Origin of the sequence: Thiomicrorhabdus sp. (assembly GCF_041583835.1) — a bacterium.
Lineage (GTDB): Bacteria > Pseudomonadota > Gammaproteobacteria > Thiomicrospirales > Thiomicrospiraceae > Thiomicrorhabdus.
This window is the reverse complement of the sequence record NZ_JBFHFC010000008.1, coordinates 25,906-52,378: the sequence shown is the minus strand read 5'-3', so window position 1 is coordinate 52,378 and position 26,473 is coordinate 25,906. Positions and strand designations below refer to the sequence as shown.

The window sequence follows — 26,473 nt, the reverse complement described above, 5'->3', positions numbered from 1 at the left end:
TTAAAATAGCGCACACGACCGTTCCGGTCGTTTACTGGGAAAAAATAATGCCGCTTGCCCGTTCCACGCTTATCCAAACCGCCTTGTTTACGTTTTTGTCGATGGTCGCTTTCGCCACCAATGCGATTGTTTGCCGCTGGGCGCTTGACGATCATCTGATCGACCCCATCAGTTTCACCAATTTAAGGCTTGGCTCGGCGGCCGCGATTTTGTTTTTGGTGATGCTGTGGATGCGCCGACAACAGAAAACACGCTCGCCGGGTAACCAAACGGCTTCTGTGAGTCGAGGCAGTTGGCGGGCAGCGGTGTTTCTGTTTATCTATGCAATCACCTTTTCTTACGGCTATGTTGCCATCAGCACCGCAAACGGTGCCTTGATTTTGGCAGTTGTGGTGCAGTTGACCATGATCGGCTATGCGGTACGTAAGGGAGACAAATTACATCTGGCGGAATGGATAGGCGTGGCTTTGGCGTTATTGGGCTTGGTCTATTTAATGTACCCGAAACTCAGCACGCCTTCCTGGTGGGGACTGGTCATGGTGGGTATCTCGGCTTACACTTGGGCAATGTATAGTTTGAACGGCCGCAAATCGCTTGATCCTTTGCACGACACGGCATTTAATTTTTATCGCACTCTGCCAATGGTGGCTCTGGCCACAGTCGTCAGCTTGTTTTTTCTGCCGAACGTCCTATTCACCGCCGAAGGGATTGGATTGGCCCTTTTTTCCGGCGCGGTGACTTCCGGACTGACCTATATTTTATGGTACAAGGCTCTGACCAATCTTTCCCCGAGCATGGCTTCCGCCTCCCAGTTGCTGGTGCCGCTGCTCGCCGCATTAGGTGCAAACTGGCTTTTGGCGGAACCGATTACCCTGCGCTTCATCCTGGCGGCCCTTTTGATGCTCGGCGGTATCGGTTTGGTCATCCACGGCCGCAATCAACATCGCAAAGCGGCATTACGAAAACTTGAAGCTTAAATGCCGCCAAAACTCGGCAGGCCTGCTGAGTATCCGCAATCGTTGCCAATATTTTTAAACCGCTTCTAATTACTATTTATTACTCTTTATTACGCTTTTGCTTGTTCAAGCAACGTTTCCCAACTGACTTCGCATTCGCCTTTGGCAGTGGCAAGAAATGCGGAGTTTCCGCTGATGGTGACGGTGAAATCCATTGTGCGTTCGAGCATATCGGCAAACGTTTGGATGTCATTCCAATTAAAGCGATACACATCGACATCCAGACGGCTGAATTGCGATTCGCCCTGCGCCCACCAGACATCGGACTTGGTATTAAAACTATAGACTTTGACCTGTTGAGCTCTGCGGGTGGCTTTCTTGATTCGCTCCGGCTCGGGTTCGCCCACGTCAATCCACAAGGCAATTTGGTCGTCGAGTGTTCTGACGCTGATTGCAGGGTCGTCCGACTCGCTTAACCCGGCACCGAAACTCAGGAATTCTTGCGCGTTAAGGCAATAAGCCAACAAACGCACCATCATCCGTTCTTCATTCTCGGACGGGTGTTTTGCAACGGTTAAACTAAGTGAATCGAAATAAGAACGGTCTAAATCGGAAACCGACATTTTGAATTTATATACGGTTGGTTTTAATGCCACAACAAGCCCTTTAAGGTTAAGTCACTCGATAAATTGAGCAGGCGCACATCATGCCATAAAACACGTGAGTCTGACTAACGACAGCAACAATAAATAGTGAGACGGAGTAAAAAATTATTATTCCTAATCGACATACAAGCGACGACTGGGTAAACTCATAACCATGAAAAATTTATTACTAAAACTCGCCTCCCCTATTTTGACTCCTTTGGAAAATTCCGAAGGGGACTTTGAATACAGCCCAACGCACCGCAAAGTGCTCAAGATTATGGGCTTTATGTTTATTTCGCTCGGATTTGTCGGAACCTATTTTTCGCTTCTTGCCAATCAGATTGCAGGTTTGCTTCCGGTGATTATCTTCGTCGGTACCGGTCTGGTTTGTTTGATCGTAGGGTATTTAGGCAGTGACAAAGCGGTGTCCAAGCTATGGCGCAACCGCAACGAAACCTATCACAAATAATGCCGTTAACCACCCGTCCAATACACATTGGGCGAGATGGTTTTAGTTAATATCACGACCTATACCTGCGAACCCCTTCTACGAGCCATGCGCAAACACCCGACACCACAAGACTTACTGAATAACGTCAAAGCAATTCTGCCGATCATCAAACAGGCTGCGGAAGCTTCCGAACAACTTGGGCGATTACAGGACGAGGTTTTGGATGCGTTGTTCGAGCAACGCTTGTTCCGCCTGTTCATTCCTGAAAAGTACAATGGCGAACCGACCGATTTACCGACGGCGTTACATGCTTTCGAACTGATTGCCTCTGCGGACGGTGCGACCGGTTGGTTGGCGATGATCGGCGCGGGCGGCGGATTGTTTTCCGGCTTTTTGGAAGAAAGCGCCGCCAGTGAAATCTTTTCACCGGAACGTGCGGTGATTGCCGGGTCGGGCATGCCTTCCGGCGTTGCGACTAAAAACCAAGATGATGGCTATGATGTTTCCGGGCGCTGGGCTTATGCCAGCGGCGCACACAATGCAACCTGGTTCACCGCCAACTGTCTGATTGAGGGCACCGACAACGAAATCACCGCGGTGGCCGTGCCTGCCGAACAGGTGGAGATTCATGACACCTGGAATGTATTCGGCATGAAAGCGACCGGCAGCCACGATTTCAGCGTCGAGTCCGTTCCGGTCAAACGCGCCTATACCTTTTCCCTATTCAAAGAACCTGTATTGGACGACCCGATTTTCCGTTGTCCGTTGGAAGTGCTTGCCAGTTTGACGTTTGCCAGCGTTGCCGTCGGTATTGCCCAACATGCTCTAGACGAGTTCAACGAATATGCGCAACACAAACAATCGTTCGGTTCCACAGCTCCACTTGCCGAAAACGAAGGCATCAAACAACGATGCGATAAAGCAAACCAACTGATCTCAACTTGCAGTGACGAGTTATACCGTTTGGCGGAACAGGTTTGGACTCAGCTTGAAAACGGCGAAACGCCGGAAGAAGCCCTGCGCAAAGAGGTTCAGCAAGCCGGCATTGATATCGTGCAGGACTGTGTCGAAGCGACCAACCTTTTGAAAGCCCGTGCGGGCATGCTGGCGGTATTTACCGGTTCTGCGTTCGGGCGCGCTTGGCGTGATTTGAACGTTCTCAGCCAGCATGTGATGCTAGCCCCCACCGAATAAGAATTTTCCCATTAAAATCATGGACTTCCACCGGTCCATTTAGATTTCTTATTGACCATAAGAAAAATTTATCCAAGACTAAAAAACCCTGCTTTGATTCTCTCCCCCTAAATAGACACAATATTGTCACGTTATAAAAAATATTTATAAGGAAACACTTATGGAAATCGTTGTCTGGGCAGGATGGCTCGGAGGCTTGGCCATTGGTGGGTTTGTGATTCTGCATTTCTGGCTGATGGGCAAACCTGCAGGATGTTCTACCGGTTACGGGAATGTCTGCGGCCTGCTGAGCAAAAAACTGACCTACTACCGCCAAGGCGAATACAGCAACCCGAACAACACGAAATTGTGGTTCCTGATCGGTATCCCGTTGGGCGGTTTTTTGAGCGCAATGAGTTCGCCGGAACCTTGGCACCTGACGTTCGATATGGGCATGTATGAAACCATTCTGCCGCAATCGGAGGCGGCCAAGGCCCTATGGCTGGTATTCGGCGGCATGTTGCTGGGCTTCGGAGCCCGTTTGGCCGGTGCCTGTACCACAGGACACGCCTTGGTCGGCGGAGCCATGATGAATCCGCCAAGCCTATTGGCCGGATTTGTATTTTTCTTGAGCGCCATGCTGACGACCCAGCTGCTGTTCAATTTTTAAGCGCGCATTCAAACGCTTATTAACAACCTAACCAAAACAATGTAACCAAGCATCGCGCTCAAAAGGCCGACGATGCTTAAGAAGGCTTAAAAATGCATAAGTTCCCTCTTTTAAAAAGCGCGAAACTGTTTCTGATCTCTTTCAGCTTCGTGTACCGTTCCAACTTCCTGGCGTTGCTGATGGGCGTCATGTTCGGTTTTCTGATGAGTCATGCCGGGGCGACCACCTATGACTACCACGCCAAGATGTTCCTGATGATCGATTTTCAGTTGATGGAAGTCATCGCCACCGCGGTGATTGTCTCGATGATCGGCGTATTCTTGTTAAAGAAATTCCATATTCGCGCCATCAGCACCGGGGCGGAAGTGGATTTCGTTAAGAAACCTTACCAGTCCGGTTTGATCACCGGGGCGTTTCTATTCGGTATCGGTTGGGCGATGACGGCATCGTGTCCGGGAACGGTTCCGGCGATGATCGGGGAAGGGAAAGTCGGCGCTTTATTCGTTCTGGCCGGTCTGCTTCTGGGCACCATGGCATTCGGCGTTTTACAGACCTTCATCGCGCATAACAAGAGCATTAGCGACACATTCAAATAAAAACGAATCGGGGCGGAATATGGCTCTCTTTACCATCAATCCGCCCCGTTCATGATTAAATCCGACTGATCAAATCCGCTTCCAGAACAATAAAGCCGCGTTAATCGTAATAAATTCCTTTATTAAGCTATAAATTCCCTTAAATTTCATTATAATACCTTTTTTTCAAATTCTTAGGGCTAACCTATTGTTTTGCATTGTTTTACATGCCCTGTCAGACAATTCAATAGCAATCACGCCTAAGCTAGTATAGAGAGCGCCAGCTTCATGACCACACAACATATTCGCAACATTGCAATCATTGCTCACGTTGACCATGGTAAAACCACTCTGGTTGATCAGCTGTTAAGACAATCCGGAACTCTGGATGAGCGTAAAGACACGGGCGAACGTGTCATGGACTCCAACGATCTTGAAAAAGAACGTGGGATTACCATCCTTTCCAAAAACACAGCAATCAAATGGAACGATTACCGTATCAACATCGTAGACACTCCGGGCCACGCCGACTTTGGTGGTGAGGTTGAACGTATCCTGTCTATGGTTGACTCTGTATTGCTATTGGTTGATGCCGTTGAAGGTCCGATGCCGCAAACTCGTTTCGTAACCGAAAAAGCGTTACAGCAAGGTTTGAAGCCGATCGTCGTTATCAACAAAATCGACCGTCCTGGCGCGCGCCCTGACTGGGTACTTGACCAGACTTTCGATTTGTTCGACCGTTTGGGTGCAACTGACGAGCAGATGGACTTTGACGTACTTTACGCTTCCGGTCTTAACGGTTTTGCCGGTTACGACGAAGACGTTCGCGAAGGTGACATGACACCTGTTTTCGAAACCATCATCGAAAAAGTTTCTCCTCCTGACGTTGATCTTGGCGGACCTTTCCAGTTGCAGTGTATCTCTTTGGACTACGACACTTATAAAGGTGTTATCGGAACCGGTCGTATCAAACGTGGTTCGGTACAGGTTGGTATGTCTGTGGCGATCATCGATGCAAAAGGCAACAAGCGTAACGGTAAAGTGGGCGAACTATTCGGTTACCACGGTCTGGATCGTATCAACATCGATGAAGCCCATGCCGGTGACATCGTTGCTTTCACGGGTCTGGACCCACTGAACATCTCAGATACTTTGTGTGACCCCAACCACCCTGAAGCTTTGACTCCGCTAACGGTTGACGAACCGACTGTCAGCATGACGTTCCAGGTTAACGACTCTCCGTTTGTTGGTAAAGAAGGTAAATTGTTAACTTCTCGCCAGATTCGCGAGCGTTTGGAAAAAGAATTGCTAACCAACGTTGCTCTACGTGTTGAAGAAACCGAAGATGCAAACAAATTCCGTGTTTCGGGCCGTGGTGAACTTCACTTGTCGGTATTGATCGAAACCATGCGTCGTGAAGGTTTTGAAATGGGGATTTCACGTCCTGAAGTTATCTTCAAAGAAGTTGACGGCGAAATTCAAGAACCTTACGAAAACCTAACCGTTGACGTACCTGAAGAATCTCAAGGTACGATCATGGAAAAACTAGGGATGCGTAAAGCGGAGATGGTTGACATGGTTCCGGACGGACACGGACGCGTTCGTATCGATTTCGTGATTCCTTCACGTGGTTTGATCGGCTTCCGTACCGAGTTCATGACGGCTACCCAGGGTAACGGTTTGATCTTCTCGAGCTTCTCTCACTACGGTCCTAAGTTCTCAGGTTCTTTGGGTGAGCGTACTAACGGTGTATTGATCTCTTTGGGTCAAGGTAAAGCTTTGGCTTTCGCCCTATTCACTCTACAGGATCGCGGTCGCCTATATATCGGTCACGGTGACGAGGTTTATGAAGGTCAGATCATCGGTCTTCACAGCCGTGCTAACGACTTGACGGTTAACCCGTTGAAAGGTAAGCAGTTGACCAACATGCGTGCCGCCGGTACGGATGAAGCTTTGACGTTGACTCCGCCGATTCGTTTCTCGCTTGAACAGGCTTTGGAATTCATCGATGACGATGAATTGGTTGAAGTTACTCCTGTAAGCGTACGTATCCGTAAAAAGTTACTGACTGAAAACGATCGTAAGCGTGCAGGTCGTCAAAAGGCTTAATCCGCCATTCGACGATCGCATTTAAAACCGGCTTCTCAGCCGGTTTTTTTATATCCAAAATTCGGGATGTTCGGTAAACTGTAAGGCAGACTTTTGGATTGAAAAGGAAGGCTTACAGCAATGATGCATCACGACCCTCTTTACCCGCCCACCGAACCTTACGCACAACATAGCTTGCAAGTGGATCATCAACATACGTTACATGTTGAAGAATGCGGCAATCCTGATGGCATCCCGATTCTGTTTCTTCACGGTGGTCCCGGCGGCGGTTATTCACCGACTCATCGCCAATTCTTCAATCCGAACGAATACCGGATTGTCCTGTTCGACCAGCGCGGATGCGGCCGCTCGCGCCCACACGCATGCCTGACTAACAATACGACCGCTCACCTGATCGAAGACATTGAAAAGATTCGCCGCCACTTGGGAATCGACAAATGGGTGCTGTTCGGCGGTTCTTGGGGTTCGACTCTTGCCCTGCTGTATGCGCAGACTTATCCGGAAAGATCCTTGGGACTGATTTTAAGAGGCATTTTCCTGTGTCGTCGGGAAGACGTTAATTGGTTCTACCAAAAAGGGGCGGATCGTTTTTATCCCGAATACTGGCGAGACTATATTGCGCCGATTCCGGAACACAAACGCGACAATATGATTCACGCTTACCATGAAATCTTAACCAGCGAAGACGAAATTGCCCGTATGCGCGCGGCCGAAGCCTGGTCCGTATGGGAAGGACGTACCTCTACCCTGCAAACCGACCCGGAACTGGTCAACCACTTCGGCGACCCGTTTCATGCTTTGGCGATGGCGCGGATCGAATGCCATTATTTCCAACACCAGGCGTTTATTGAAGATAACCAGATCATCAAAAATCTGGACGTGATCAAACACTTGCCGATCACCATCGTTCAAGGCCGCTATGACATGGTTTGCCCGATCAATCAGGCGATGGAACTGGCGGATGGTCTTCCCGACGCCAAACTGGTGATTTGCAACCATGCCGGACATTCGGCGTATGAACCTGAAATCACCCAGGCACTGGTTGAAGCGACCGACGACTTCATTTCGATCGGAGCCCAATTGTGATCTGTTTAATTCAGAGAGCCTCCCACGGTAAAGTCGAAGTGGCCGGCGAAACCGTCGGACAAATCGGAGTAGGAATGGTCGTGCTGACCGGCTTCCAACCCGGCGACGATTCAACCAAAATCAAAAAAATGACTCATAAATTGCTGCATTACCGCTTATTTTCGGACGCCGACGATAAGATGAACCTTAATGTTCAGCAAACCAACGGCGAAATTTTACTGGTCCCTCAGTTCACCCTGGCGGCCGATACCCAAAAAGGCTTAAGACCCAGTTTCAGCAGCAGCGCACCACCTCAAATTGCCGAAAAGCTGTTTGAAGAGTTTGTAGCCGAAGTCGCCAACCAATACAATACTCCACAGACCGGACGCTTCGGCGCAGACATGCAAGTCACTTTAACCAATGACGGCCCGGTTACTTTTTGGCTTGAAGTCTAACCATAGGAATTTTATGCAGGCATCCCAATCTTCTTCACACGATGTCGTTTCCCAAGAACGCCTTGATGAACTGAACACGCTTATCGGCGAGCAACTGCCCTTAGTCTTGAATACCTATATCGACACCAGCTCAATCAATGTCGACGAACTCCTAAACGCCCAGGAGCGAAGAGATTACATCCACATGGCTTCAGTCTGTCATAAACTCAAAGGAAGCGCTTCCAGCATCGGTGCGACCAACCTGCCACAACTTTGCGTGCAACTGGAAGAGTTGCTCAACCAGACAAAAGATATTAATGAAATCCCCAAAGTTCTTTCAATGATTCAAACGGAAAATTCAGCGATAATACACACTCTCAAGAATTATCTTAATTCGCTTAATACATAGGTAAGAGCTCACCATGCACTATCAAGTTACAGAAGACGAAAAAAGACGCGCCAAGACACCGCATCACATCTTTAACATCAATATCATCATTACCCACCTTTTCATCTCGATGATTGTATTGGAAATCGGCGATACCATCGCTTTGTTATTGGTTCCTGTTATCTCAAGCCTGGTGATCGCCTTCCTTTACGTTAAAACGAAAAAAGTGATCGCGACCGACACCTGGTTCGTCGCTTCGCACTGGATCATGGCTTGGCGCCGTGGACGCATTCTTCTAATCAGTTATGCAATTGCGATCGCCATGGTTGCCGTCTATACCTTGATTGACATGATTTTCCCGGGCGGTTTCTCGATGAACGATTTCTCGACCGAAGGCGGACAGACCAACTTAGGTGAAATCATCACCATCCGCTTTTCGGCCGTCGTGATTTTTGTCGCCGTTCTGATCACATTCATGCAAACGGGTATCTCGGTTTATGATGCCGGTAACGGTATCTCGAACCCAGCTATTGAAAAGTTTTTACCTCGCGACGCCAACTCCAGTGCCGAACTGGGTGAAGGTGACGATGAAGTCAAACACACACCAACCCAAAAGACGGAACAGTCAGAAAAATGAGTCAAACCGAAACCAAAAAGCGTGAAATTCCACCTTTCCTTATCGTTCTAATCGGCGCAGTGCTGCTTTATGGCGTATTTTTAGTCCTCCAACCGGAGCGCTCGGAAGTCGTAGAAGAACGTCTTCCGTGGAATGCCCAGTTTGATCAACAAGGCCAATTACATGCCTTGGGAATTACCTTGAATCAAACCACACTACGTCAAGCTATGGACATCTATGGCAAGGATGTCGAGATTCGCCTATTTACCGATCATGACGGTGGAAACAAATCGGCGGAAGCTTACTTTCCGGTGATTTATATCGGCTCAATCAAAGCGGCGATTGCGGTTAAATTAAAGGTTTCGCCGGAAGAGCTTGAAGAAGTTTATAACCGCGGAACTAAAATCAGCCCGACGACCTCCGGCGCGAAAGAGATTAAATTGTCGTCTCAAGACAATTTGGATTTTCTGGATAAAATCATCTCCAGCGTGACTTTGATTCCTAGAAAGGACTTGGATCAGCGCGCTATCGACTTACGCTTCGGAGAACCTGATCGCAAAGAAACTCAATCCGACAAGCTGGATCACTGGTTCTTTGACCGTATGGGCTTGGAGTTGATTATCGATCCCGAAGGCCCGGAGGCATTGCAATATAGCCAACCATAGATGGCTTTAGCACTGGCTACACGGCATAAAAAAAGCCCTGAATGATCTAGAACCATTCAGGGCTTTTTTATTTACGGCACACCAATAAAACCGAACGGAACGCGCTTATCCATGCATGAAGCCGTTTATATCCACCGGTATTTAACGTCCGCTAAGTCTTTAGATATCAGTCGGTTTTTTCGGTTTTTACAGCCGTTTCTTTATCCACATTCACATCCGCATTCTCACCCGCTTCTTTCGTCTGAGTTTCGACTTCAGTCTCTTGCTTGACCGGACGTTCTTCCGGATAATCATCGTCCATGAAAATGCGGTTGGCGGCACCGTCCAGATCGTCAAAATGGCCGGTTTTAGCCATCCAGATAAAGACCACGACCACAAGAAAACCGAATATCAACATCATCGGGATCAAACCATACACGACATCCATTATTGACCTCCTCGTTTTCTTTTGGCGATTGCTCTCGGACTAAAAAAACCGCGAATTCTTGCAGCATTACCAATAACGACCAAACTGCTCAACGGCATCGTAATCGCAGCGATCAACGGTGTTAGAACCCCACTCATCGCCAACGGCACCATAATCAGGTTATAAGTGATCGAACTGGCGATATTCTGTTTAATGGTTTTAAGCGTTCGTTCGGATAATTCCAACGCCGTATTCACAGATAGGATATCGTTATTGATTAAAACGATATCGGCGCTGTCCATAGAGACATCCGTTCCCGACCCAAGAGCGATACCGACATTTGCACGCACCAATGCCGGGGCATCGTTAACGCCGTCGCCGATCATCGCCACCTGTTGACCTTTGGCTTGCAGATCGCGAATCACTTGGTTTTTATCTTCAGGAAGCACTTCGGCAATTACATTCATACCGCCTAACTTTTCAGCCACTCTTTGCGCTACGATTTCTTGGTCTCCACTCAGTAGAGTCACCAGCTTTCCTTTTGCTTTAAGGCGTTCGATCAAATCCAACGCTTCAGGACGAATTTCATCCTCTAAAAACAGGACCCCTTGGGCTTGACCTTGTTTAGCAATCCAAATGGCCGTTTGCGCCATCTGCGCTCGCTTATCGGCTTTTTCCAGTAAGGTCTCTGGAATAGAAACATTCAAACTCTGCAACCACTTGGCTGTACCGACCAAATAGTCTTCGCCGGATACTTGCCCTTGTACGCCTTTACCCGGATAAGCTTTGAATCCCTGAACGTCCGACCAATCCGCATTATTGAACTGGTATTTGGCTTTTACCGCTTCGGTAATCGCGATGGCAAGGCTGTGCTCGGATTTGTATTCGATCGAGGCCACTTCGCGCATCAATTGACTTTCATCGATACCGTCAACCAATTCGCTGTCGATTAGCTTCATCTGTCCTTTCGTCAAGGTACCGGTTTTGTCGAAAACGAAATGTTCGATCGTGTGCAAGGTTTCCAACACCGCTCCGTTTTTAACCAAGATTCCATTACGCGCCGAGACCCCCGATGCAACCGCAATCGCCATCGGCGTCGCCAAACCGAACGCGCACGGACACGTGATGATTAATACGGCCGTTCCGGTCATGATGGCAAACTCGATTCCGGCATTGAAGAACCAGTAAACAAAACTCATGACCGCCAGCGTAATCGTGGTGCTGACAAACCACGGCATGATCTTATCCGCAGTACATTGAATCGGCGCTTTTGAACCTTGCGCTTCTTCAACCATATGCATAATCCGACCCAGCTGTGTGTTCTGTAAAATTGCATCTACGGAGACCGTCAGTGTTCCGTCGATATTGATAGTACCGGCTGAAACCATATCCCCGACACTTTTGCTGATTTCTCTGGATTCGCCGCTGAGCATCGATTCGTTGACCATGCTCTGGCCTTCGACGATATGGCCGTCTACCGGAAACTGATCGCCCGGTTTAACCAGAATTTGGTTGCCTTTAACCAGTGTTCTCACCGGAACGACCTTGGTTTCGCCTTGTTCCAGTAAACGTGCAACTTTAGGCTGCAAATCCATTAAACGACGAGAGGCGTCCAACGCCTTGTTTTTGGAGATCGCTTCCAAATATCGCCCAATCAACAACAGGAACATAAAATCGATCAAGGTATCGAAATACACTTCGCCGACACGTTCAGGATGAATGGTTACCCAGAAGGAATAGGTATAGGTTGCCAACATCCCCAAACTGATCGAGAGGTCCATACCGACCGTTCTTGCTTTTAAGGACGTCCAGGCACCTTTAAGGAACGGCTGTCCGGAATAGCCCAAAGTAATCGAGGCGATGAAAAATTCAATCCAGTGGAAATAGTTTCGGAATTCCTGATCATCCGCAGCCCCGGTATACAATGCGACCGAAAACCACATGACGTTCATCATTGCGAATCCGGCAAATCCCAGGCGATATAACAAGTCGCGATTCGCTTTTCGATAAGCTTGTTCGCTTGCGGAAGGATCGTAAGGCGTGGCATCGTAACCGATGCTATTGAGTTTTTTGATGATATCGGAAAGTTTGATTTTGCTGTTATCCCAACGCACTTTGATTTGTTTGTTGGTGAAATTGACGGAGGCGAGTAGAACGCCGTCCATTTTAGCCATAGTGTGTTCGATCAACCAAACGCACGCCGCGCAATGAATCGCTTCCGACATCAAGGTTATTTCTCGACGGTCACCGAGATCACCGACATATTGCGATTGAACTTCATCGTAATCATAAAATTCAATATCTTTATTCGGCGGAGGCGGCGGAGCCAGCAAATCGCCATCCGGCGTCCGCTGATAAAAACTCTCCATGCCCGCGTCATAAATGACTTCGCAAACCGAAGCACAACCGTGACAACAAAAGGCACGTTCCTGCCCCTGAATTGGCTTTAGAACGATATCGCCCTCGGGAATTGCCTGACCACAATGGAAACACGCCGTCGTCATTTAACTACTCTGGATCCTGAACCATGATCGAACGCCCGATATTGTAGTGAAGATCGCCTTTATGGACCTCCATTAACAAATCCCATTTTCCTTTGAGCGGTAAGTGGAATTTCGCTTCGTATTGGCCCGTTACTCCCGTTGAAACCAATGGTACTTCACCATCCATATTCTTGTCAGACGGACGATAATAATAGAGTACGGCGGAATCGACATCAAACGGCTTATTTTCTTTATCAAGGACGGTCAACTTAACAGTTTCGTCTTTACCTTCCTTCAGCAGGGGTAAATCGACATTTAACTGCCAACCCATATCTTCCATGCGTTTACGGTTAATCAGCACCGCTTCCATGTTTTTACCTTTTTCATAGAAGTCGTCAACAACCAAACCGGGGTTCGTTATGATTGCCATACTTACCATAAAGAAATTCACAGCCAGAACGATCGTCAAGATCACAAACCATGCAACAACAAAAGGATTTTTCCACGCAACACTCCAATCGCGCGTGTCTTGTTTAGCTTGCGACATTTACTCTTCTCCTGAAAATAAAAAAGCCCTGATAAAGGGCTTTTTATTATACAGTATCAATCAAATTTTAATTAAGTCATCATTGAGACAGTATGACTGATAACCATATCAACGTTTCTGAGGTCCGATGAAAGTAGTTTCATAGGTTGACTCACTGGTCGGATTATTTTCATCGATCACTCGAATCACAATCGGAGTGTTCACGCCTTCCAATTGTTTTCTAGGAATACGCACAAACAAAGCCGTTGACCCGACGTTTCCAGGCAGAATATCGATAATTTGTTTATCTAGCGAATAATCCAATCCTTCTGGGCCTTCAACCGTAATTTTGGCGGCCATCGGCATATTGCCTTTGTTAACGACCTTCATTGTCCATTTATTCTGGATATTTCCGTCACTCATTTGGACAAATAGCGGCGCTCTTTCATGCAGTGCCTTTACATCGATTGGCGACATGGTCAGCAATCCCCAAAGAATCATTGCGGCTGCAAATAGCATAATAGAACTATAGACGACAACTCTCGGACGTTTCCACACTGCAGGCAGTTCCTTTCCACCAAATTCCGAAAGCGACGCATAGCGGATCAAGCCCTTCGGCTTCTTGATCTTTTCCATGACCGAATCGCATGCATCAATACATAAACCGCACGTAATACAGCCGAATTGCTGACCTAAGCGAATGTCTACTCCGGTAGGACAAACCGCTACACAAAGGTTACAGTCGATACAGTCACCAAGCTGAGGGGCTTCTTCGCCAGGCTTAGTACGCTTCATACGTCCACGAGGTTCCCCACGTTCGTTATCGTACGTCGGTACAACGGTTTCCGTATCGTACATCGCACCCTGAATACGAGCATATGGACAGAAGCCGATACAAACCTGCTCACGCAGAATTCCGGCAAAGAAGTACGTCGCTAAACCTAATACAATAATGACCGTCGTTTCGGTAACGCCCCATTCAAACGAAAATAGACGTGACCATAAATCCAAAGCATCGACAAAGTACGCTACGAAACTGAATGAAGTCGCCAAACCAATGAACAACCAAATCAAATGTTTCGGCACTTTGATCTTCAACTTATCAAAATTTAAAGGCTGCTCTTCCAACTTGATACGTTTGTTTGGCTGGCCTTCGAATTTTTCTTCGATCCATGTAAACACGTCCGTCCAGACGGTATGGAAGCAGAAGTATCCACACCACATACGACCGGCAATCGCCGTTGTTGCAGCGAGTAATAGAGCAAAAAACAGCAGGATCATTGCAAGAATCCAAATATCCTGCGGAAGAATCGTCAAACCGAAAATATGGAACTGTCGGTTCGGCAGGTCGAACAAAATAGCTTGATGTCCGTCCCATCTCAAATAAGGACCGACAAACAAGATAATCCAAAAGGACGCCGCCCACCATTTAAACGAACGGAACTTACCCGCAATACGCTTTGCATGCACCGTACCGCCGGTATGTACCGGCAACAACTCTACACCAATATTTTGTAGGTTTTTGTTACTGGTATCCATCTCATCAAGTACGGAGCCTGTATGTCTTCTTTCCTGATGCTTAACTTGTTCTTCTGTTGACATAAATACAATCCTTGCGATCAATTATTCCTTGCGGCGTACATTTTATAAAAATAACTTGGCCATGCATAAGTTATTGTTTTTATCAAACCCCATAAACAAAAATAGGCCTACATATGCAGGCCCACTTTTGTTTATAAACTTAAATGATTATTTAACTTCGTTTTCATCTTTCTCAAGTCCCTCGATTCCTCGAGTCGCTTTCCAAGCAAATCCAACCAATGCGACGATACTTAACACAACAGCTGCAATTGAACCCCAAAGGACCCAGTCGTTATTTAATTCACCCATCTGTATATCTCCTCATTCTTGATTTAAATCAAGTTTTTAAACAACTAAAAACAAAAAGGGAGAACACATCGGCTCTCCCTTTTAACTTTAGCTCAGTCGTTGATTACCTCAACCTTCACTACGGTCCACCACCAAGAGAGTGTACATAAACGGTCAGACGTTTGATATTCACGTCTGCGTTAGGTAAACGCTCTTTGAATGATGGCATAATCGCTTTTTTAGTACCAGCAACGTAAACGCCGTTTTTCTTAACGTTCACACCATTGGTGATGACATTGATAATCTCATCACGATCGGAACTAAAACGCCAAACCTGATCGGTTAGGTTTGCAGCACCTGCTGGCGCCAAAGGCTTACCGGCAGGACCGTGACAAGCCATACACATACCTTTCATGTATACAGCTTTACCGGCTGCAACAGATGCATCGTTACCCTTACCTTCAGATAGTGCGATAACATAATCAGCAACATCGGCAATTTCTTGCTCGTTTAAGTTACCCATCATACCTTTAGCAGGCATGTTACCAATACGTCCGTTAGTGATCGAGGCTTGAACTTGAGAAGCTTTACCGCCCCACAACCAATCATCATCAGCTAAAACAGGGAAGTTAGGGTTACCCTGACCACCCGCACCGTGACAGGCTGCACAGTAATCACCAAACAACATTTTTGAAGTCGCGATCGCATAAGATTTCAAATCGTCATCTTTAAGGATTTCATCTACAGACATTGAAGCTAACTTCTCTTCTTTATCTGCAAATTTAGCCTTACGCCAATCTTTCAATACTTTATAGTCGTCGTGATATTCTTCAACCTGAGTCCAACCAGCTACACCTTTTGTATATCCACCCGTTCCATCAGTCAATGGAATTACTGGGTAGTACAAAGTGTAGAAAACGATCATGATGAATCCGGCATAGAAAGACAACATCCACCAAAGTGGAGGAGGGTTATCCAACTCACGAAGATCTTCATCCCAAATATGACCAGTATTCCCTTCATCCGGCCATGGATTATGTTGTGCCATAGTTATTCTCCTCAGAATAATTAGTCATCTTTCAATATCTTGTATTTTTCTTCTTCTAGCTCTTTACGCTTACTTGGGCGCAACGTCAGCCAGAATGTAATCAACATTCCGAAGAAAACCAATACTGTGATGATTAATCCAGCCCAATCATGGCCTGTCATTGCAGACCAGTCGGTACTGAAATAGTGTTCAAGATTACTCACCGATATTACTCGCGGTATGTTTTGCTATCATCCAACTTAACCATGGTTCCTAGAACCTGTAAGTATGCGACCAATGCATCCATCTCTGTATGCCCTTTGATAGCTTCATTTGCATTCGCAATTTCTTCATCGGTGTATGGAACACCCAAAGTACGCATTGCAGAAAGTCTTGTAGACATATCACGCTTAGTACCGAAGAAATCTTTTTCAATGCTGTTTTCAGCTAACCATGGGTATGCAGGCATTACAGATTCAGGAACCATGTCTTGTGGACGCATCAAGTGCATAACATGCCACTCATCGGAATACTTACCACCAACACGCGCCATATCAGGACCCGTACGCTTTGAACCCCACTGCATAGGGTGATCATACATTGACTCGGTCGCCAATGAATAATGACCATAACGCTCACGCTCATCACGGAAAGGACGAATCATCTGTGAATGGCAGATATAGCAACCTTCACGCAAGTAGATATCACGACCGGCCAACTCTAACGGAGTATATGGACGAACACCATCACCCGCTTTCCAGTCAGCGACAACCCACTTACCGTTCTTGTCTTGCTTATAAAGTGCTTTATCAGCCACTAATTTGCCATTCTCTTCGGAGAAAGTACGTTCCCAAACCAACTCTGGGAATTTTTCGTTTTTAACGTTACCGTATTTATCGGTTTTCTCAGTGTAATCCACTGTAGACTTGAGATAAAACAACGGTACGATTTCAACGATACCGGCAATCGAAACTGCGAATGCGGTAGCCAGGAACAGAGCAAAGATATTACGCTCTAAACCATCCTGGATATTTTTAGGTTCTTGATTGTCTGCCATGAGTTTGTGCTCCTCAACTCATTAGTTTCAATTAAGCGGCAATTAAAATAATTGCCGCTCTATGACTCAGATTATTATGCGTGTGCTTCAACCTGACTGGTTGATTTCGCATTTGCCATGCGGATTGTCATCACAACGTTGTACAACATGACTGCCGCACCCGTGAAGAATAACAAGCCACCTAATGCACGCATTGCATAATAAGGATGCATCGCAGCAACCGATTCAGCAAAGGTATAAGCCAAAGTACCGTACTCGTCATAAGCACGCCACATCAAACCTTGCATGATACCGGATACCCACATCGCAACAATGTAGAACACCGTACCGATTGTCGCCAACCAGAAGTGGAAGTTAATCAACTTCATTGAATACATCTCAGTGTTCCATAACTTCATAATCATGTGATACAAAGCACCGATCGACACCATTGCAACCCAACCTAAAGCACCAGAGTGAACGTGACCAATCGTCCAGTCAGTATAGTGAGATAGTGCGTTTACAGTTTTCGAAGCCATTACAGGACCTTCGAAAGTCGACATCGCATAGAAAGCCAAAGAGATAATCAAGAAACGTAGAATGTAGTCTGTACGCAATCTATCCCAAGCACCAGAAAGCGTCAGCATCCCGTTCAATGCACCACCCCATGAAGGAATGATCATCGCCAAAGAGATAACCGCACCCAAAGAACCTGTCCAATCCGGAAGAGCCGTATATTGAAGGTGGTGAGCACCTAACCATACATAACCGAACATCAATGCCCAGAAGTGGATTACAGATAGGCGGTAAGAGTAAATAGGGCGTTGCGCTTGCTTAGGTACGAAGTAGTACATGATCGCAAGGAAACCGGCCGTTAGGAAGAAACCTACAGCATTATGACCCCACCACCACTGAATCATCGCATCCTGAACACCCGCAAATAGCGAATAAGAACGGAACAATGAAACCGGAATGGCCAAACCGTTTACAACATACAGGTAAGTGATTGCAATCATCATACCCATAAAGAACCAGTTCGAAACGTAAACGTTCGGGTGAGTTTCTTTATTACGTGACGCAATCGTCATAATGAAGTTAAACGTGTAAAGCGTCCAAACAACAGCGATAGCGATTGCTAGCGGCCACTCTTGTTCGTGGTACTCTTTACCGGTACTCATTCCTAAAGAAATGGTAACAACAACAGCCAAAAGCCCGATTGTGAACAAGATCGCCGTCCACCAAGCCATTGCATTGCTCCAAAGCTTCACACCATTCGTTCTTTGAACAGTGTAGAAGGCTGTCGCCATTAACGTCATACCACCAAATGCATAAATTACCGTATTGGTATGCATTACACGTAAACGTGCAAAAGTGATTTCAGCGATATCAAAATTTAACGCAGGCCATGCTAGCTGAGCAGCTGCAAAAGTACCCATAAAAGTACCCAGCACCAAAAAAGCAACAGCACCTACCGTCAAATACTGAACCACACCATTGTCATATTGTGGTTTTGCTGTAGTATCCATCAGTCGGATTCCCCTTTATAGTCTTAAAGTTTTACCCTCTTCCGCGTTGAAAATTGCATTTCATTTACGGAACAGGCTCCTCAATCGGCTTGTATTATACAATGCCCTATCAAAAAGACCCGCCTAAAATGAAAATTAAACTTAATCCATATCAAGATTTTTAGTGGATTTTCGTTCAACAAACCAAAAGCACAGAAGACGACTTTCAAATAAATCTTTTTGATTATCCCAAACATAGGGCACGTTAGGTACTAAAAAAATTTATATACCCCTATCAAGTAAAGCTTATAACCCACTTTTCAACATGCAAATAACGACAACTTAAATGCCCGATACAATTCGTGCCTACCGTGATATCGACACCAGAACCACCCCATATTCAAGATTCCTGTTCGATAACATATCAAACCCATGCAGATTCAGTTATTATATTGTGCAAATTTCGTTTACTAGGATTTAAAGATGCGCACTGCCAATATCGAACGCAACACTTTGGAAACGCAAATAAAAATTTCGTTAAACCTTGACGGACAAGGCGAAGCCAAACTAAAAACCGGTGTTCCTTTTTTCGAACACATGCTCGATCAGATTGCCCGTCACGGCATGATCGATTTAGACATCGAAGCCAACGGCGACACCCACATTGACGATCACCACACAGTGGAAGATATCGGCATCACGCTGGGCCAAGCACTCAAAGAAGCGGTCGGTGACAAAAAGGGAATCACCCGTTACGGACACGCTTATGTACCGCTGGACGAAGCCCTATCCAGAGTTGTCATCGACCTTTCGGGCAGACCTGGATTAGTTTTCAACGCCGACTTTACCCGTGCGCGAATCGGTCAATTCGAAACTGAATTGGTATTCGAATTCTTCCAGGGGTTTGTCAACCACGCCCAGGCGACCGTACACATCGATTGTCTGCGCGGGCATAACGCCCACCACCAGGCAGAAACCATTTTCAAAGCTTTCGGTCGCGCATTACGCATGGCCTTGAGCGCCGATGAGCGTATGGCAGGAAAAATGCCGTCAACCAAAGGCAGTTTGTAATGAGTCAAAAGTTAGTTGCCGTGGTGGATTACGGCATGGGAAATTTACGCTCGGTCTCTAAAGCGGCCGAGCATGCCGCTGACGCAAACACCAAAATCATCGTCACCAGCCATCCGGACGAAATCGAAGCGGCGGACGCTATCATTTTTCCGGGACAGGGTGCTGCAAAAGCGTGCATGCAAGCACTACTCGATACCGGAATGATTCATCCGATCCAAAAAGCGGCCAAGGAAAAACCATTTCTAGGCATCTGCATGGGACTTCAAGTACTGATGTCGCATAGCGACGAGAATGATGGGGTCGAATGCCTGGACGTCATCAAGGGTAACGTTAAACATTTTGATCTTGAATCCAATCCCGAGCTTAAAGTTCCCCACATGGGATGGAACCAGATTCACCAAACAAATGAACACCCCTTATGGCACAACATACCGCAAGACAGCCGTTTTTATTTCGTGCATAGCTACTATGTTCAACCTGAGAACACCGGCTATATTGCAGGCCAGACCACTCACGGCGAAACCTTCGCCTCAGCGTTAAGCACAAAAAATTTATTTGCCATTCAGGCACACCCGGAAAAAAGTGCGGAACACGGTATCCAACTGTTCAAGAACTTCTTACAGTGGAACGGACAATAAATTAAGGACAAACAATGCTACTGATTCCAGCAATTGATTTAAAAGACGGACAATGCGTACGCCTACGCCAAGGCATCATGGAAGACGCGACCGTTTTCTCCGGCGACATCGTTGCCATGGCGGAAAGATGGGTCAACGAAGGCGCTCGCCGCCTGCACATGGTTGACCTAAACGGCGCTTTCGAAGGCAAACCGGTTAACGGCGAAGCGGTTTACCAAGTACGCGAAGCCTATCCGGATCTACCAATCCAGATCGGTGGCGGTATCCGCGACCTTGCAACCATCGAAGCCTATCTAAATGCAGGTGTAAGCTACTGCATTATCGGAACCAAAGCGGTTCACAACCCTGAATTCGTTGCCGAAGCCTGCAAAGCCTTCCCGGGACACATCATGGTAGGACTGGATGCTAAAGACGGCATGGTCGCAATCAACGGCTGGGCGGAAGTTACCGATCACGAAGTCACGGCTCTGGGCAAACAGTTTGAAGACGACGGTGTCGAAGCGATCATCTATACCGACATCGGACGCGACGGCATGATGCAAGGCGTCAATATCGAAGCGACGCAAGCGCTTGCAAAAGCGTTAAGCATCCCAATTATCGCTTCAGGCGGAATCACCAATTTGGACGACATTCGCCAACTGGCCACCATTGAAGCCGACGGTGTGACCGGCGCCATCACCGGTCGCGCCATCTACGAAGGCACTTTAGACTTCAAAGAAGGTCAGGCTTTGTCAGATCAACTTTCACCAACACGATAAGAATCCGCGAAATGAGCTTAGCAAAACGTATCATCCCTTGCTTGGACGTTGACGACGGTCGAGTCGTCAAAGGCGTACAGTTCGTCGACATTCGCGACGCCGGAGACCCGGTTGAGGTCGCTAAACGTTACGACGAACAAGGTGCCGACGAAATCACTTTTTTAGACATTACAGCCACCGCCCACGAACGCGATACCATGGTGCATGTCGTTGAAAAAGTCGCCAGCCAAGTATTCATCCCCCTGACCGTAGGCGGCGGAATTCGTTCGATTGAAGACATTCGCACCATGCTTAATGCCGGTGCGGATAAAGTTGCGATTAACTCTGCAGCGATTTTCAATCCCGGGTTCGTCAAAGAAGCCTGCGATGCTTTCGGCTCGCAATGCATCGTCGTTGCGATCGACGCCAAAAAGGTCAGCCAGGAAGGCGAGCCGGACAAGTGGGAGATATTCACTCACGGCGGACGCAAAGAGACCGGAATCGACGCAGTCGAATGGGCTAAAAAAATGCAAGAACTCGGTGCCGGCGAACTACTGCTCACAAGCATGGATCGCGACGGAACCAAAATCGGTTTCGATATTGAGTTAACCCGTACCATCGCCGATAGCGTCAAAATTCCGGTTATCGCTTCCGGTGGCGTCGGCGAACTGTCTCATTTATCCAAAGGCATTACCGAAGGACATGCAGAAGCGGTTCTGGCAGCCAGCATCTTTCACTTCGGACAACACACCATCGAAGAAGCCAAACTGGCCATGCAGGCAGATGGTATTGAGGTAAGACTATGAGCGACATCCTGTCACAACTCGACCAAGTATTAGAAGAACGTAAACAGGATGATCCAAGCCAGTCCTATGTCGCGAGTCTATACGACAAAGGATTGGAAAAAATCCTGAAAAAGATCGCCGAAGAATCGGCAGAAACGCTGATGGCCGCTAAGGACATCGAGCACAACGGCGACAAAAACCATTTAGTTTACGAAGTAGCGGATCTTTGGTTTCACACCATGGTGCTACTTGCTTCACAAGGTTTGTCGAGCAACGACGTTACGACAGAATTACAAAGACGCTTCGGCCTCTCAGGACACGAAGAGAAAGCCAACCGTACAAAATAAGGAAAACGCTTCATGAGTACCGAAAAAACGATTTTCAGCAAGATCATTGACCGTGAAATTCCTGCAACGATTGTGTATGAAGATGACAAGTGCATTGTGATTAACGACATTAATCCAAAAGCCCGCGTACATCTTTTAGTGATTCCAAAAAAACCGATTGCCACTTTATTCGACTTAACGCCGGAAGATAAGGATTTAATGGGTCACATGATGTTACTTTTGCCTCAACTGGCACAAGCACAAAATCTGGATGGATTCAAAACCCAGATCAATACCGGCGAATCCGGAGGACAAGAAGTCTTCCATCTACACATCCACTTGCTGGGCAATTAGTCCGACGTCGGCAAAGCACCCTAGCGAATCCAGACCGCTAAACGATAATCAAAACCAATGCCTCACAAGTTTTTTTTGTGTAAAGCCATTGAGTTATTTGCTATTATTAGCGGTCATTAATATTTAGCCCGAATATATCCTCCTGTAATAAATGATATTTTTGGGGCTTACAACAACGAATCAACCACGACTTACAAATAAGCGTGAACGTAACGGAGCAAAACATGGGCATTAGCATTTGGCAATTACTGATCATCCTAGCAATCGTATTGGTGCTATTCGGAGCAAAACGTTTAAGAAACGTAGGTAGCGATTTAGGTAGTGCAATCAAAGGCTTCAAGAGCGCAGTCAAAGAAGAAGACAAAAAAGACGCCGCTGAAGCTGAACAAAAGCTAGAGAAGAAAGAAGGCGAAAACGTGTTTGATGTTGCAGCAGAAGAGAAAAAACCTGCTGAAAACAAAGACAAAGCTTAATCCTTTTATTAATTTCTAACTTAGGTTGTCATTGCGATGTTTGACATCGGTTTTCTAGAACTCCTCGTTGTGCTCATCATCGCTTTATTGGTGATCGGGCCTGAACGCATGCCTGAAGTGGCCCGTAAACTGGGTTCCTTCATGGGTAAAACCAAGCGTTTTATCAATTCCGTAAAAGAGGAAGGTCACTGGCAGGAAACCGTTCGTGAGTTAAAAGAGACCATCGACCTAAAGGAAGAGCAACAGCAGCTGCAAGAACTTGAAAAAGATTTGCATAAAAGCTTTGCTCAACCAGCAGAAGACCTCGACTTGGAAAACGTGACTCGACCGTCTTTTGGCGGACAGCAGCAAGAAATTGACGCACCCGTGCAAAGTCAATTTTCCAAGGCTCCGGCGCAACCGGTTCGACCTCAAGAAGCCGCGCAACCTAAACCGCAAGAAAATACAGCCTCATCGGCAGCTCCGGCCTCAACTCCTGAATCAGTTGCTTCGGCTGAGAAGGAACCGGCCAATCCAGCTGCTGATTCAGGCACCCGCAATACGGAATCAAAAAGTTAAGCCATGAGCAATTCTGCGCTGCCACCACATGACCAAGAAATGACCCTGGTTCAACACCTGCTTGACCTAAAGAGCAGTCTTACCCGAGCGGTGTTAGCCATATTGGTGTTTTTCTTAATCCTGTTCCCGTTTGCCAACGAAATCTATACCTATATTTCCGAGCCGCTTTCAAGATTCCTGCCGGAAGGCACGAGCATGATTGCGACGGGCGTGGCATCGCCATTCTTAACCCCTTTCAAATTAAGTTTGGTGCTTGCGATCTACATGGCGATGCCGGTATTGCTGTATCAACTTTGGCGCTTCATCGCTCCGGCACTGTATACACATGAACGTCAACTGATCGCTCCGATTCTGTTTTTCAGTTCGTTCCTGTTCTATGCAGGCGGTGCTTTCGCTTATTATGTCGTCTTCCCATTGGTATTCGGATTCCTTTCCACGACCGCACCGGACGGCGTAACCATCGCAACCGATATCTCGTTGTACCTGGATTTTGTCATCAAGATGTTCTTCGCGTTTGGTATGGCGTTTGAAGTACCGATTGTCACGGTTCTATTAATATTGACCGGCATGGCTTCACCGAAAAAACTGTCGCATGCGCGCCCATACGTGATCGTCGGTGCTTTTGTCATCGGTATGCTTCTCACTCCGCCGGACATCATTTCGCAAACCCTATTAGCAATTCCGATGTGGCTGCTTTATGAACTAGGCGTTTTGGTCGGAGCGACTGTCCTTAAACGCAAAGGCATCAGCACCGAAGACGACGATACACCGCATGATCCTGACGATTCAACCCGAAAAACGGCGGCTCAAGCGGCAGAACCGGAATACGAATTTGACGATCGCTACGCGGATCAGGTTGATGACGATTTTGACTGGGACGACGAATTCGATAAAATCGATTCTGAAATGAACATCTTGGAACAAGAGTACAACAAACGTAAAGAAGCGGAGAAGCAAGCAAATGAAAAACCTGCTGGCAGCCAACCCACTTCTCAAGATGAAACGACAGATAAGTCCGATGAATCAAAAGAATCGAAATCGACCGATACCGAACCTAAGGACACATCTGACACTCAAACGGATGCAGATTCTAAGGAATCGGGTAACGAAACCAAAAAATAGTCGAAATTCTTCGCTTTTTGCAAACTGGACAGACTTGTTCAGTTTGCAAACACCCTGCTTAAAATTCCCGTTCTTACGACTGTTCTCAATCACTTTATTGACCGTTTGCGTTCAAGCTAAAGCGATCGAAACCAAGATCGATCCTGTCAATACCCTAAGCAACCACCCAAGCCCTTACTTAGCCATGCACGCCGAAGACCCCGTTCATTGGCAACCATGGAATACACTTACATTACGTCATGCACAGCAAGACAATCGCCCCCTTCTGATTTCCAGTGGTTACTTTGCATGCCACTGGTGTCATGTCATGCAAAAAGAGAACTACCAAGATCCGGATGCAGCCGAAATCATGAATCGTTTTTTTGTTCCGGTGAAAATCGACCGTGAACTCAACCCTGATCTGGATAACTACCTAATCGATTTTTCTCGCCGGGTAACCGGCAAAGCCGGCTGGCCGCAACATGTCGTCCTCACTCCGAAAGGTTATCCGTTTGCCGCGTTTGGCTATTTACCCAACACGAACTATAAACGAACTTTAATTGACCTATCCGAACTCTGGAAAACCCAATCCAAAAGAATCCGCTCATTAGCCGAAACCACATCGACAAAACAGACAGCATCCAAATCAATCTCACTACAAGAATTCCGCTCGCTCTTACTGCAACATCTCGATCAATCTCTGGATGACTTAAGCGGCGGACTGAAAGGCAGCCACAAGTTTCCTCAAATGCCCTTAATTTTAAGCTTATTGGAACAAAACTCTCTTTCGGAAACACAACAGGCTTGGCTGGAACTGACATTCGACCAAATGCAGTCTCAACACTTGATCGACCACATCAATGGCGGCTTTTATCGATATACCGTCGATCCGGAGTGGCAAACACCGCATTTTGAAAAAATGGGGTACGACAATGCCCTGTTAGCAAAAGCCTACTTTGTAGCCGGCCATAAATTTCATAATAACCGCTACCTGAAAACCGCCGAAGACACACTGCACTACATGGAAAAGCATTTGTACTCGCCAAAACTCGGACTATTTAAAAGCAGTCAGTCCGCTTTGGACAAACAAGGACGTGAAGGCGGGAATTACCTGTTTAATCGAAAGCAACTGCGACAGAAACTTTCAACGACGGCGTTTAAAGAAGCCGAACACCTTTGGCGACTTGACCAGCCGGCTCCTTATGAACTGGGCTGGCACCCGAGTCCCACGATGGAACATTGGGCTGAAATTAAAACAACTTTACAAGCCACGGTTACAGATATTCCGAGCGACGATAAATACATACTCGGCTGGAACGGCCTGACATTATCGGCTTACGTAAGTGCTTATGAAGCCGTCGGACAAAAGGACTACCTGATCAAAGCGCAACAACTCGCCAACCGGTTAATCGATCTACTCAATCAACCCGAACCACCCAAAGCGCTCACCGGGGACGCAAAATACATCGGTCACGCCTCGTTGGAAGATTACGCCTATGTAATCCAAGGACTACAGAGCTTACAAAGAGTTGCGCCTGACAACACACTGCAAGAAGGCATACAAGCACTGACTGAATCCACACTCAGACGCTTTTTGAATAAACAGGGCTGGCAAACCAGCACCGATTTTCTTTTACCGGGTCAAAACCGTTTTATTGCACTTAAAGATACGGCCACCCCCAGCCCATCGGCTTTATTGGAATGTTCAACCGACGACCGAGGAGAAAAACGCAACGCTGGATTCGCGGATCTCTTACGCCAAAACCCGCTCGACTTCGCCAGCTATCTAATCGCACTGGAATGCCAAACCGATTAACGACACAACTAAA

31 protein-coding genes are annotated in these 26,473 nt (G+C 47.0%); 21 read left to right on the top strand and 10 right to left on the bottom strand.

Annotated features, from left to right (window positions below):
• Positions 1-47 precede the first annotated feature (47 nt).
• The gene (locus ABY044_RS06220) at positions 48-977 is read left to right on the top strand and encodes a DMT family transporter (protein ID WP_373019275.1); all 930 of its coding nucleotides are present in this window, start codon (positions 48-50) and stop codon (positions 975-977) included.
• An 89-nt stretch (positions 978-1,066) separates the two neighbouring features.
• Here the strand turns inward: ABY044_RS06220 and ABY044_RS06215 are convergent, their stop codons facing one another.
• The gene (locus ABY044_RS06215) at positions 1,067-1,612 is read right to left on the bottom strand and encodes a YaeQ family protein (protein WP_373019273.1); all 546 of its coding nucleotides are present in this window, start codon (positions 1,610-1,612) and stop codon (positions 1,067-1,069) included.
• A 163-nt stretch (positions 1,613-1,775) separates the two neighbouring features.
• On the opposite strand from ABY044_RS06215, the gene ABY044_RS06210 reads away from it, so the two are divergent.
• The 10 genes from ABY044_RS06210 (at position 1,776) to ABY044_RS06165 (ending at position 9,749) form a co-directional block, all read left to right on the top strand.
• Positions 1,776-2,072, top strand: coding sequence for a hypothetical protein (locus ABY044_RS06210; RefSeq protein WP_373019271.1), 297 nt, complete (start codon positions 1,776-1,778; stop codon positions 2,070-2,072).
• A gap of 36 nt (positions 2,073-2,108) precedes the next feature.
• A complete protein-coding gene (locus tag ABY044_RS06205; RefSeq protein WP_373019269.1) occupies positions 2,109-3,248 on the top strand; it encodes a hypothetical protein in 1,140 nt (379 codons plus the stop codon).
• 160 nt (positions 3,249-3,408) lie between these two features.
• Positions 3,409-3,897 carry a YeeE/YedE family protein gene (locus tag ABY044_RS06200; protein WP_373019267.1) on the top strand — a complete coding sequence of 163 codons (489 nt, stop codon included), beginning with the start codon at positions 3,409-3,411 and terminating at the stop codon, positions 3,895-3,897.
• A 92-nt stretch (positions 3,898-3,989) separates the two neighbouring features.
• Complete coding sequence (locus ABY044_RS06195) at positions 3,990-4,493, top strand: YeeE/YedE thiosulfate transporter family protein (RefSeq protein WP_373019265.1); 504 nt, start codon at positions 3,990-3,992, stop codon at positions 4,491-4,493.
• Positions 4,494-4,760: 267 nt separating this feature from the next.
• Positions 4,761-6,581, top strand: a complete 1,821-nt coding sequence (typA, locus tag ABY044_RS06190; RefSeq protein WP_373019263.1) for a translational GTPase TypA — start codon at positions 4,761-4,763, stop codon at positions 6,579-6,581.
• A gap of 120 nt (positions 6,582-6,701) precedes the next feature.
• Positions 6,702-7,667, top strand: a complete 966-nt coding sequence (gene pip / locus ABY044_RS06185) for a prolyl aminopeptidase (RefSeq protein WP_373019261.1) — start codon at positions 6,702-6,704, stop codon at positions 7,665-7,667.
• Positions 7,664-8,101 carry a D-aminoacyl-tRNA deacylase gene (gene dtd, locus ABY044_RS06180; RefSeq protein WP_373019259.1) on the top strand — a complete coding sequence of 146 codons (438 nt, stop codon included), beginning with the start codon at positions 7,664-7,666 and terminating at the stop codon, positions 8,099-8,101. The genes pip and dtd overlap by 4 nt, the downstream gene beginning before the upstream one ends.
• Before the next feature lie 13 nt (positions 8,102-8,114).
• Positions 8,115-8,489, top strand: coding sequence for an Hpt domain-containing protein (locus ABY044_RS06175; RefSeq protein WP_373019257.1), 375 nt, complete (start codon positions 8,115-8,117; stop codon positions 8,487-8,489).
• Between the two features lie 13 nt (positions 8,490-8,502).
• Positions 8,503-9,105, top strand: coding sequence for a hypothetical protein (locus tag ABY044_RS06170; protein ID WP_373019255.1), 603 nt, complete (start codon positions 8,503-8,505; stop codon positions 9,103-9,105).
• Entirely contained in the window at positions 9,102-9,749 is a 648-nt protein-coding gene (locus ABY044_RS06165) for a hypothetical protein (RefSeq protein WP_373019253.1), read from the top strand. Before ABY044_RS06170 ends, ABY044_RS06165 begins: the two co-directional genes overlap by 4 nt.
• 166 nt (positions 9,750-9,915) lie before the next feature.
• On the opposite strand, the gene ccoS is transcribed toward ABY044_RS06165, so the two are convergent.
• From ccoS to ccoN, 9 genes are all read right to left on the bottom strand, one after another.
• Entirely contained in the window at positions 9,916-10,176 is a 261-nt protein-coding gene (ccoS, locus tag ABY044_RS06160) for a cbb3-type cytochrome oxidase assembly protein CcoS (protein ID WP_373019251.1), read from the bottom strand.
• Positions 10,176-12,659 (bottom strand): heavy metal translocating P-type ATPase, encoded by a 2,484-nt coding sequence (locus ABY044_RS06155; protein WP_373019249.1) that lies wholly within the window; start codon positions 12,657-12,659, stop codon positions 10,176-10,178. The genes ccoS and ABY044_RS06155 overlap by 1 nt, the downstream gene beginning before the upstream one ends.
• 4 nt (positions 12,660-12,663) lie before the next feature.
• Positions 12,664-13,185: a FixH family protein gene (locus tag ABY044_RS06150; RefSeq protein ID WP_373019247.1), complete on the bottom strand. Its 522-nt coding sequence runs from the start codon at positions 13,183-13,185 to the stop codon at positions 12,664-12,666.
• A gap of 108 nt (positions 13,186-13,293) precedes the next feature.
• Positions 13,294-14,766 carry a cytochrome c oxidase accessory protein CcoG gene (ccoG, locus tag ABY044_RS06145; RefSeq protein WP_373019245.1) on the bottom strand — a complete coding sequence of 491 codons (1,473 nt, stop codon included), beginning with the start codon at positions 14,764-14,766 and terminating at the stop codon, positions 13,294-13,296.
• 147 nt (positions 14,767-14,913) lie between these two features.
• Positions 14,914-15,054, bottom strand: coding sequence for a hypothetical protein (locus tag ABY044_RS06140; protein WP_373019243.1), 141 nt, complete (start codon positions 15,052-15,054; stop codon positions 14,914-14,916).
• Positions 15,055-15,172: 118 nt separating this feature from the next.
• On the bottom strand, positions 15,173-16,081 hold the full coding sequence (gene ccoP, locus ABY044_RS06135; RefSeq protein WP_373019241.1) for a cytochrome-c oxidase, cbb3-type subunit III: 909 nt from the start codon (positions 16,079-16,081) through the stop codon (positions 15,173-15,175).
• 20 nt (positions 16,082-16,101) lie between these two features.
• On the bottom strand, positions 16,102-16,284 hold the full coding sequence (locus ABY044_RS06130) for a hypothetical protein (protein WP_373019239.1): 183 nt from the start codon (positions 16,282-16,284) through the stop codon (positions 16,102-16,104).
• A 5-nt stretch (positions 16,285-16,289) separates the two neighbouring features.
• A complete protein-coding gene (gene ccoO / locus ABY044_RS06125) occupies positions 16,290-17,117 on the bottom strand; it encodes a cytochrome-c oxidase, cbb3-type subunit II (protein ID WP_373019237.1) in 828 nt (275 codons plus the stop codon).
• A 74-nt stretch (positions 17,118-17,191) separates the two neighbouring features.
• Positions 17,192-18,622, bottom strand: coding sequence for a cytochrome-c oxidase, cbb3-type subunit I (gene ccoN, locus ABY044_RS06120; protein ID WP_373019235.1), 1,431 nt, complete (start codon positions 18,620-18,622; stop codon positions 17,192-17,194).
• A 462-nt stretch (positions 18,623-19,084) separates the two neighbouring features.
• Here ccoN and hisB point away from each other — a divergent pair, with 462 nt between their 5' ends.
• From hisB to ABY044_RS06070, 10 genes are all read left to right on the top strand, one after another.
• Positions 19,085-19,672, top strand: coding sequence for an imidazoleglycerol-phosphate dehydratase HisB (hisB, locus tag ABY044_RS06115; protein WP_373019233.1), 588 nt, complete (start codon positions 19,085-19,087; stop codon positions 19,670-19,672).
• Positions 19,672-20,310 carry an imidazole glycerol phosphate synthase subunit HisH gene (hisH, locus tag ABY044_RS06110; RefSeq protein ID WP_373019231.1) on the top strand — a complete coding sequence of 213 codons (639 nt, stop codon included), beginning with the start codon at positions 19,672-19,674 and terminating at the stop codon, positions 20,308-20,310. Before hisB ends, hisH begins: the two co-directional genes overlap by 1 nt.
• 14 nt (positions 20,311-20,324) lie before the next feature.
• Positions 20,325-21,068, top strand: coding sequence for a 1-(5-phosphoribosyl)-5-[(5-phosphoribosylamino)methylideneamino]imidazole-4-carboxamide isomerase (gene hisA, locus ABY044_RS06105; protein WP_373019229.1), 744 nt, complete (start codon positions 20,325-20,327; stop codon positions 21,066-21,068).
• Between the two features lie 11 nt (positions 21,069-21,079).
• Positions 21,080-21,853, top strand: coding sequence for an imidazole glycerol phosphate synthase subunit HisF (gene hisF, locus ABY044_RS06100; RefSeq protein ID WP_373019227.1), 774 nt, complete (start codon positions 21,080-21,082; stop codon positions 21,851-21,853).
• Positions 21,850-22,179 carry a phosphoribosyl-ATP diphosphatase gene (locus ABY044_RS06095; protein WP_373019225.1) on the top strand — a complete coding sequence of 110 codons (330 nt, stop codon included), beginning with the start codon at positions 21,850-21,852 and terminating at the stop codon, positions 22,177-22,179. Before hisF ends, ABY044_RS06095 begins: the two co-directional genes overlap by 4 nt.
• 12 nt (positions 22,180-22,191) lie before the next feature.
• Complete coding sequence (locus ABY044_RS06090; protein WP_373019223.1) at positions 22,192-22,512, top strand: histidine triad nucleotide-binding protein; 321 nt, start codon at positions 22,192-22,194, stop codon at positions 22,510-22,512.
• 224 nt (positions 22,513-22,736) lie between these two features.
• A complete protein-coding gene (locus ABY044_RS06085; protein ID WP_373019221.1) occupies positions 22,737-22,985 on the top strand; it encodes a Sec-independent protein translocase subunit TatA in 249 nt (82 codons plus the stop codon).
• Positions 22,986-23,021: 36 nt separating this feature from the next.
• Positions 23,022-23,543, top strand: a complete 522-nt coding sequence (tatB, locus tag ABY044_RS06080) for a Sec-independent protein translocase protein TatB (protein ID WP_373019219.1) — start codon at positions 23,022-23,024, stop codon at positions 23,541-23,543.
• Positions 23,544-23,546: 3 nt separating this feature from the next.
• Complete coding sequence (gene tatC, locus ABY044_RS06075; RefSeq protein ID WP_373019217.1) at positions 23,547-24,665, top strand: twin-arginine translocase subunit TatC; 1,119 nt, start codon at positions 23,547-23,549, stop codon at positions 24,663-24,665.
• Positions 24,666-24,699: 34 nt separating this feature from the next.
• Complete coding sequence (locus ABY044_RS06070; protein WP_373019215.1) at positions 24,700-26,460, top strand: thioredoxin domain-containing protein; 1,761 nt, start codon at positions 24,700-24,702, stop codon at positions 26,458-26,460.
• Positions 26,461-26,473 lie beyond the last annotated feature (13 nt).

Bases quoted from the DNA above. Each gene is read 5' to 3' on its own strand.
- ABY044_RS06220 (WP_373019275.1), top strand. From the start codon at position 48: ATGCCGCTTGCCCGTTCCACGCTTATCCAAACCGCCTTGTTTACGTTT.
- ABY044_RS06210 (WP_373019271.1), top strand. From the start codon at position 1,776: ATGAAAAATTTATTACTAAAACTCGCCTCCCCTATTTTGACTCCTTTG.
- ABY044_RS06205 (WP_373019269.1), top strand. From the start codon at position 2,109: ATGGTTTTAGTTAATATCACGACCTATACCTGCGAACCCCTTCTACGA.
- ABY044_RS06200 (WP_373019267.1), top strand. From the start codon at position 3,409: ATGGAAATCGTTGTCTGGGCAGGATGGCTCGGAGGCTTGGCCATTGGT.
- ABY044_RS06195 (WP_373019265.1), top strand. From the start codon at position 3,990: ATGCATAAGTTCCCTCTTTTAAAAAGCGCGAAACTGTTTCTGATCTCT.
- typA (WP_373019263.1), top strand. From the start codon at position 4,761: ATGACCACACAACATATTCGCAACATTGCAATCATTGCTCACGTTGAC.
- pip (WP_373019261.1), top strand. From the start codon at position 6,702: ATGATGCATCACGACCCTCTTTACCCGCCCACCGAACCTTACGCACAA.
- ABY044_RS06175 (WP_373019257.1), top strand. From the start codon at position 8,115: ATGCAGGCATCCCAATCTTCTTCACACGATGTCGTTTCCCAAGAACGC.
- ABY044_RS06170 (WP_373019255.1), top strand. From the start codon at position 8,503: ATGCACTATCAAGTTACAGAAGACGAAAAAAGACGCGCCAAGACACCG.
- ABY044_RS06165 (WP_373019253.1), top strand. From the start codon at position 9,102: ATGAGTCAAACCGAAACCAAAAAGCGTGAAATTCCACCTTTCCTTATC.
- ccoS (WP_373019251.1), bottom strand. From the start codon at position 10,176: ATGGATGTCGTGTATGGTTTGATCCCGATGATGTTGATATTCGGTTTT.
- ABY044_RS06155 (WP_373019249.1), bottom strand. From the start codon at position 12,659: ATGACGACGGCGTGTTTCCATTGTGGTCAGGCAATTCCCGAGGGCGAT.
- ABY044_RS06150 (WP_373019247.1), bottom strand. From the start codon at position 13,185: ATGTCGCAAGCTAAACAAGACACGCGCGATTGGAGTGTTGCGTGGAAA.
- ccoG (WP_373019245.1), bottom strand. From the start codon at position 14,766: ATGTCAACAGAAGAACAAGTTAAGCATCAGGAAAGAAGACATACAGGC.
- ABY044_RS06140 (WP_373019243.1), bottom strand. From the start codon at position 15,054: ATGGGTGAATTAAATAACGACTGGGTCCTTTGGGGTTCAATTGCAGCT.
- ccoP (WP_373019241.1), bottom strand. From the start codon at position 16,081: ATGGCACAACATAATCCATGGCCGGATGAAGGGAATACTGGTCATATT.
- ccoO (WP_373019237.1), bottom strand. From the start codon at position 17,117: ATGGCAGACAATCAAGAACCTAAAAATATCCAGGATGGTTTAGAGCGT.
- ccoN (WP_373019235.1), bottom strand. From the start codon at position 18,622: ATGGATACTACAGCAAAACCACAATATGACAATGGTGTGGTTCAGTAT.
- hisB (WP_373019233.1), top strand. From the start codon at position 19,085: ATGCGCACTGCCAATATCGAACGCAACACTTTGGAAACGCAAATAAAA.
- hisH (WP_373019231.1), top strand. From the start codon at position 19,672: ATGAGTCAAAAGTTAGTTGCCGTGGTGGATTACGGCATGGGAAATTTA.
- hisA (WP_373019229.1), top strand. From the start codon at position 20,325: ATGCTACTGATTCCAGCAATTGATTTAAAAGACGGACAATGCGTACGC.
- hisF (WP_373019227.1), top strand. From the start codon at position 21,080: ATGAGCTTAGCAAAACGTATCATCCCTTGCTTGGACGTTGACGACGGT.
- ABY044_RS06095 (WP_373019225.1), top strand. From the start codon at position 21,850: ATGAGCGACATCCTGTCACAACTCGACCAAGTATTAGAAGAACGTAAA.
- ABY044_RS06090 (WP_373019223.1), top strand. From the start codon at position 22,192: ATGAGTACCGAAAAAACGATTTTCAGCAAGATCATTGACCGTGAAATT.
- ABY044_RS06085 (WP_373019221.1), top strand. From the start codon at position 22,737: ATGGGCATTAGCATTTGGCAATTACTGATCATCCTAGCAATCGTATTG.
- tatB (WP_373019219.1), top strand. From the start codon at position 23,022: ATGTTTGACATCGGTTTTCTAGAACTCCTCGTTGTGCTCATCATCGCT.
- tatC (WP_373019217.1), top strand. From the start codon at position 23,547: ATGAGCAATTCTGCGCTGCCACCACATGACCAAGAAATGACCCTGGTT.